The following is a 7567-nucleotide window of genomic DNA, read 5'->3' on the forward strand; positions in this document are numbered from 1 at the left end:
CCCGAATAGTAAATTTCGTGTCTTCACACTATTTCTACTATCGGCAAAAGACCTTTCTTTATTTAGCTAATTCGTGCCAAAAACTTCTATCATATTGAGTCCTATCCAAAAACTTGAACATCGAGTTATAGAAATAGGTAGAAATTGATTGTGGAAAACAACAAATTTCCATAAATTTCTATTAGTTTCTATTAATTTCAATTTTTTTATAATATCTCCCTATCTCCTTAATCTCCACATCTCCTTTTGTTACACCACCTGAACGCTTACCAATCTTTTTTATTGACATTATATAAAATTTAGTGTATAATATATGAACACTGGGAGGAAGAATTATAATTTTTTCATACTCCCAGTTTTTTTATTTAATTTGGTCTAACAAAAGGCTAAAGAAATTAGAGAAAAAAGTCGATAAATAAAGAGAGAGGAGAAGGGAAGAATATTTCTCCATTTCCCCGCTTCTTTGTTTCTCTTTTCTATCTTTGCGTCTCTGCGGTGAAAAATAAAAACTTTTTACAAGAGGGCTAAAGTGAAACGATATATCACAATATTATTAAGTATTTTTATTGTTAGTTCTGCTTCTGCTGGCAGTCTTAAATTTAATGAGGGGACCAGAATGCAATCATACTTGCTTACAGTACCCTCAAATGCTGTCCCTATGGTTATAGATTTTAATCATGACGATTCAAAGGATTTAATTATAGGCGATGGGAAAGGAACGGTTTGGTTCTATCAAAATTTTGACACGACGAATAATTCCCCTCAATTTCTTAGTGGGAGTGAAATTAAAGTTGATGGATTTCCAATTAATGTAAATTCTAATGCAGCTCCATTTGTAGTCAATTGGGATAATCAGAATGATTTAGACTTAATTGTTGGAAATGGTAATGGTGAAATAACTTTGTTTATAAGTTCAAATGGACCTTTTCCAAATAGTTCACCTGCTTTCCAACCAGGGATAGAGATTGCTGAAATTAATGTATCTTCTAATGCCACACCGTTTGTTGCTGACTGGAATGATGATGGGGAAAAAGATCTTATCATTGGCAATGCATTAGGGAATATATGGGTATATTTGAATGAAGGCACTCAAAATGAACCTCGATTTAGCCAGGGGTATCTGGTATTAGCCGGGACGACAACATTATCTGTAGGAAATGATGCCGTCCCGCAAGTTGTTCAATGGGATGGGAAGGGAAATAAAGATTTAGTGGTTGGCAATCGTGAAGGTGAGATATATGTCTTTTTAAGTAGCACTAAAACTACTACAGGCACCCCTACTTTTACTACTGGCAATAAGGTTCAAGCAAATAATAAAGACATAGATGTAGGATTTAATGCCGCCCCGTTTATTACTGATTGGAATAATTCCGGAAATATTGATTTATTAATTGGTGAGTTAGATGGGTCTTTAAATCTTTATCTCAACTTAAGCGATAAGCCACCTGTATTTTCTATCCCATCTAAGATTGCCGGTGCCCCAACAGACCTTGATGCTGGTAGCAGAGTTATTCCTCATGTTTTAAACTTTAATAATGATGGGGCAAAAGATATGGTTGTCGGTGATGAAAATGGCAATGTAAAACTTTATCTAAACTCTGGAAATGATAATGACCCTAAATTTAGTGATGCCTATACATTTCAGGTAGATGCTGGGACACTAACCGGCATAGTAGATTTAGATGTCGGCGATAATGCCAGCCCGTATGTCTATGATTGGGATGGTAATAGTATTAAAGATTTAATTGTAGGAGATAGTCAGGGTTTCATATATATATTTATTAATTCTAAAACTGATGATTCACCACTTTTTAAACCGGGAACTAAAGCCACTACCGGAACTGGAACTAATCAACCATTAAAAGTTACAGGGGATGCTACGCCAATCATAACTGATTGGAATAATGATGGATTAATGGACTTATTGGTAGGTGACAACTATGGTTATCTAAATCTCTTTTTAAACTCCGGGACCAACCAAAAACCCGTATTCCCTCAATCTCCTCAACGAATCAAAGCAGATGGGACGGATATTACTGTTACCCAAAATGCTAAACCTTTTGTCATAGATTTTGATGAGATTAATGGGAAGGATTTAGTTATTGGGAATAAAGATGGATATTTGAATGTATATTTGAATATTGGTAATGACGCCAATCCAATATTTACCAATGACCAGTCTTATCATTTTCAAATTCAAGCCAACGCGCAACCCTTGCAAGTCTCAGGTTATGCCGCACCAATAGTTATGAATTGGAACAACGATAATATACTTGATTTGATTGTAGGAGAGGAAGACGGTTACATTAATCTTTATACCGGTAGTAGAGAAAATTCGGCTCCGGTGGTTTTATGTGATACACCTGTCGGCACGCAAACTAAAGATGTAACCATTAAGTATCTCCTACAAGACGATGAAAATAATCCTTGTTCGATTGTGGTGGAATATTCTCCGGATGGTGGGTATACCTGGATAACAGCGTCCGCAGTTGCAAATGCCGGAGATGGAATGTCAAATTTAAACTCATCTAAAGAAGGAGTAAACCATAGTTTTGTCTGGAATTCTTTTGGAGATTTAGGTGGGGTGATAAAAAAGGTAATAATAAAAATTATCCCTTCTGATAGTCAGGTGGAAGGTGAGTCTGGAAAAACAGGTGAATTCTGGGTGGATAATGTGACTATCTACAACTGGCAAAGAATAAAACTTAATGGTGCAGACCTGAATATAAATCCTTATTCCAGTCCCATAGTTATAAATTGGGACGAAAATGGAAGTGATGACCTTCTCGTAGGCGGTGAAAATGGTTATGTCTATTTTTGCAAAAATATAGGGTCAAATCAATCTCCAGTATTTAAGGTCGCAGTTCCATTGCAAATCCAGGGAGGTGGTTTACTCCAGGTAGATAGTTATGCCAGCCCTTATGTCTGCAATTGGAATAGTAGTGGCAAAAAAGATTTATTAGTTGGAGATAAAGAAGGTTATGTGACATTTTTTGAAAATACTGGTGATCATTTAGTATTAGCGAAAGGTAAAAAAATTCAAATTGGCACATCTAACCTTAAACTCTATGGCGGTTACGCTACCCCTGTTGTGACATACTGGAATGGAGATAGTTATAAAGACTTATTGGCTGGTGATAGAAATGGTAATGTCTATCTTTATTTGAATAAAAATGTCTCACCTCAAGAAGATACCTCACCTTTATTATCCCCAGGGGTTAAGATTCAAGGAAATAGCGATTTAGATGTCGGCAATAATGCCGCACCTTTTATTATTGATTGGGATAAAGATGGTCGTGACGATTTGATTATTGGGAATGAGGAAGGGTTTGTCTTTTTCTACAAAAATCTTGGCGCAAATGGAACCCCTTCATTTAAAACAGGGTCTAAGATTAAACTCGATGGAGCGCCAATCAAAGTTAATGCCAACTCAAAACCTGGCATATTAACACAGAGCCAAGACACCATTGACTTGATAGTCGGAAGCAAAGCCGGGTATGTATTTCGATATTCCATTAGCCGACCCGCTGAAAATACCCCACCACAACTAACGATTATCAATCCGAAAGGGACTCAAAGTGTTCAGACTGGCAGTGTGACGATAGGCTATATACTTGCAGATGAACAATGGAATAAATGTAATATCAAGGTAGCATATTCAACAGATGGACAATATTGGTATTCGGCAACCGGCACACCTAAATCTGACTTAGAATCTACACCAGAAGGGACAAATCAGACATTTACCTGGTTTTCTAAAGAGGATATAATTGCGACGAAAACATACATTTACCTTCGACTTATTCCAAATGATGGCATTGCCGATGGTCCTACTGCCACGGTCAGTTTTTACTTGAGAAATAGAAATAATTTACCCATTATTACTAATGTTACAACTAAACCTGTTGGTCAATTAGGTCAGATAGAGATTTCGTATGACCTTTATGACCAGGATAGTGATTTCTGCCAGGTTTTTGTGGAATATCAAGGTGGCTCCGCAGGAAATAAATGGGCAACTGCGACGGTCGTTGGAACGACAACTGATATTCTCCCTGGAACAGGAAAAACTTTAACCTGGCTCTCATCGGTTGATGAGAAAAATCAGTCAGCTAAAGATTACAAAATAAAGGTTACCCCGTATGACATAGAATATGGCACTTCTGGGGTATCAACACCATTTGAGGTAAATAATACCTTTATTTCATCAGCCGTAGTTCCAAAAGGCACGACAACAATTTTAACCTTTTCTCCCACAATCATTGAAATCCTTATCCCTTTTTCCAATACTTATGATGTCCTTGTCACAGTTGAGAAAGAGCCATCTGGTATCCCCGCTATGAATACCTTAGCCGCTTTAGATAATACGGTCAGAAAGATTACCACAGCCTGGTTACCTCTAAATGTTAAATCTCCTGCCCCGCAAACAAAGGCTAAACTTACGATTGACTATACTGATTTAGGTTCTTATGAAACTGAGAATTTATTGCGAATATTTGAGTTACGCGAGAATAAATGGGTAGTGGTCGAAGGAAAACAATCCGTAGATGTGGTTAATAATCGTGTTACCGCAGAGGTAGAACATTTCTCGGTATTCAGGATTGGACTATATGCTAATTCCCTGGCTAATTTTAGCATCTCACCAAATCCATTCAAGGATAATGATGGGATAAAAGAAAATGGTGAACTTGGTGCTGGTGGCGATTATGAAGTTATAACATTCGTGGGTGTGAATAAGGTTGAAATTTATACCATTGCGGGTGAATTGGTTCGTGAATCCAAAAACTCGGAAATAGATTATAGCGGTTGGCGATGGAACTTACGAAATGATGCCGGTAGATTAGTCAGTAGTGGCATTTATATTTATGTCGCTTATGATAGTAGCGGTGCCTGTGTAGTTGGAAAATTAGGAGTAATAAGATAAAATGCAAAAATTAATAAATCTCATATGTTTTATAAATCTTATAATTACTTTACCTGTTTTTGCCCAGGATAAGTATACCGGGGAAACCTGTGCTAATTTTTTAAAGTTAGATGTTGGGGCAAGACAGGGGGCTTTAGCCGGTGCCTTTGCTGGCGTAGGAGATGATGTCAATACCATCAATTATAACCCTGCGGGCTTAGTCTATGCCGGAACTATTTCTTTGACTGCCATGCATAATCAATGGTTTCAATCTATAAAATATGAATATCTTGGTTATGCTCAGCAGATGTGGTGGGGTGGAGTCCTTGGTGGAAGTTTAGCCTATCTCCATATGGGTGATATAAAAGGTAGTCTGGTTGGGAATAAACCAGCAGAGGATTGGACTGCCCGGGATTCTTGCTTGACCATTTCTTATGCCCATCCCTGGAATGATAGACTTTCTGTTGGGGCAAATCTTAAGATTATCTATGAAAAAATAGAACAAGAGGATGCCTCTACAATAGCATTTGATTTTGGCACCTTTTATAAAACAGTGATTGATAACCTCTCCTTTGGTTTATGTCTTCAAAATGTAGGTTCCGGGCTAAAATTTATTCAAGAAAAATCTGATTTGCCCATAAACATAAAAGCCGGGATGTCGGTAAAATTACTTGATGAACGGTTGCTCATTGCCCTTGATGCAAATAAACCTGTGGATAATGAGATGAATTTACGGCTTGGGGTTGAATATCAATTGATAGATGCCCTGGCATTACGCGCCGGGTATCGAACAGACCCGGATATTGGTTCTGGATTCTCTGGTGGTGTGGGATTAAAAGTAATGAATTATGCGATAGATTATGGTTTTGCCCCCTATGGTAACTTAGGCGATACCCACCGCATTTCTCTGCGTATGGACTTCTTATCTGAGTAAGGCATCTGGTAACTGTTCAGCCACTGATTAACACGGATAAAACGGAGAAGAAAGTAAAAAGTAAGGTAACTATTCACCACGAAGGGCACGGAGAGCACGAAGTGAAATTTGATGAATTATCGAATAGAGTCATTGGATGCGCTATAGCGGTGCATCGAACTCTTGGGCCAGGTTTGCTTGACACCGTGAAGAGTGATAATTCACAATTCACAATTGACAATTCACCATTTACCATTATTAAGGAAATTTAGGGAAGAAATTGTGAATGGTGAATGGTGAATAGTTACCAATTTTTTAATAATATCTCCCTATCTCCTTAATCTCCACATCTCCTTTTGTTACACCACCTGAACGCTTACAAAGTAAGAAGTAAAAAGCAGGAGAAATCCTCATACCCCTCCAGGGCACAAATGACGATGAAAATTGAGCATAGAGATTGGAGATTAGAGATTAGCAAGAGTGCAGGTTCTAATTCACTAATTCTCTAATCTCTAATTAACTATTTTCAGGAAAATCCCCCATTTTATTTTACTGACGCATTACCTCAACCTTTAAATTTTTGTTGACAAAATACACTTCTTTGTATAAAATAATAATAATGAGAAAAAAAGGGATAATTTCATCATTAATTCTATTAATAATATTTATGTGTGGTTGTTTCCAAAAAGAGAAGAGTATCCTACTCCAATATAAATATCAGTCTGGCGAGATACTTAAATATAAATTCTCTAATATTTCCAAAGGGATAATTACCACAGAGGGATTACCAATTTTGGGCACTTCTACTTCCCCCATTGAAGTCCTGATGGAGACAAGCTGTAAATTTACCCAAAAAGTTACAGGAATCGAGGAAGGTGGGGTGGCAAATATAGACTTCAGCTATGATTCTTTTGAACAAGATATTAAAACGCCAATCTTCAGCCAAAAACAGGTAAATCCATTTTTTAATCTTCTGGAAGGCAAAAGTCTTAATATAAAAGTAGGAAAAGATGGTTCTTTGTTAAAACAAATAGGGATAGAAGAGATTCCTGGTCAGATACCAGAAAATATTCAGCAAGAATTGATTCCAAAATTTAAGGCAGAATGGGAAAAAAATATAGTCACATTAATTGAGAGAAGTTATCAAAGATTCCCATTAGAAGAAATGAAAGTGGGGGATAGTTGGATTCGTGAATTAAGTTATAATATTCCATTATTGGGCACGACGCGTGGGAAATTTACCTATACTATTGAAAAATGGACACAAATAAGAGGAATTGAGTGTGTTCAAGTAGGGATAGAGGCAAACCTGACTGTTAGTGAAAGAGAACCCTTTGTATTCCCACAGGAAATAGACATTTCAAAGGTAACATTTAACGGTGCGGCTCAAGGCAAAGGGAAAATGATTTTTGCATATCAACAAGGAAGGTTAATGAGTAATGATTTAGAAATGGATGTCAAGATGCAGGTCAATTATAGCCAGCCTGAAAGAGAATTAAAAATGAATCTGGATTTTAAGACACAAACATTACTCGAACTCGAATAAGAAGATTAAGAGTGAAATTTTGGTGGTGTTTTAATCTAGCATAAAGGTTAAAATAGTGTATAGGGTTCTGCAAAATAGGATTTCAGGAAGACAACAAATAAATATTAAATATCAAATATTAAATATCAAATATAAATATCAAAATGCAAAATTACAAATCAAATTTCAAAGAGGAAGTAGCAGGGTTTCTCAAAGAGTTGGAGGAATT

General features: G+C 36.8%; 3 protein-coding genes. All 3 read left to right on the forward strand.

Translation table 11 applies throughout. The features are described from left to right. Positions 1 to 529: 529 nt before the first annotated feature. The 3 genes from AB1422_13980 to AB1422_13990 all read left to right on the forward strand — a co-directional run bounded on the left by AB1422_13980 (position 530) and on the right by AB1422_13990 (position 7359). Positions 530 to 4921, forward strand: a complete 4392-nt coding sequence (locus tag AB1422_13980) for a hypothetical protein (protein MEW6620422.1) — start codon at positions 530 to 532, stop codon at positions 4919 to 4921. Position 4922: 1 nt separating this feature from the next. Continuing rightward, positions 4923 to 5834, forward strand: coding sequence for a PorV/PorQ family protein (locus tag AB1422_13985; GenBank protein ID MEW6620423.1), 912 nt, complete (start codon positions 4923 to 4925; stop codon positions 5832 to 5834). A 598-nt stretch (positions 5835 to 6432) separates the two neighbouring features. Then, positions 6433 to 7359 carry a DUF6263 family protein gene (locus tag AB1422_13990; protein ID MEW6620424.1) on the forward strand — a complete coding sequence of 309 codons (927 nt, stop codon included), beginning with the start codon at positions 6433 to 6435 and terminating at the stop codon, positions 7357 to 7359. Positions 7360 to 7567 lie beyond the last annotated feature (208 nt).

Source organism: bacterium, from assembly GCA_040757115.1.
Lineage (GTDB): Bacteria > UBA9089 > CG2-30-40-21 > CG2-30-40-21 > SBAY01 > JBFLXS01.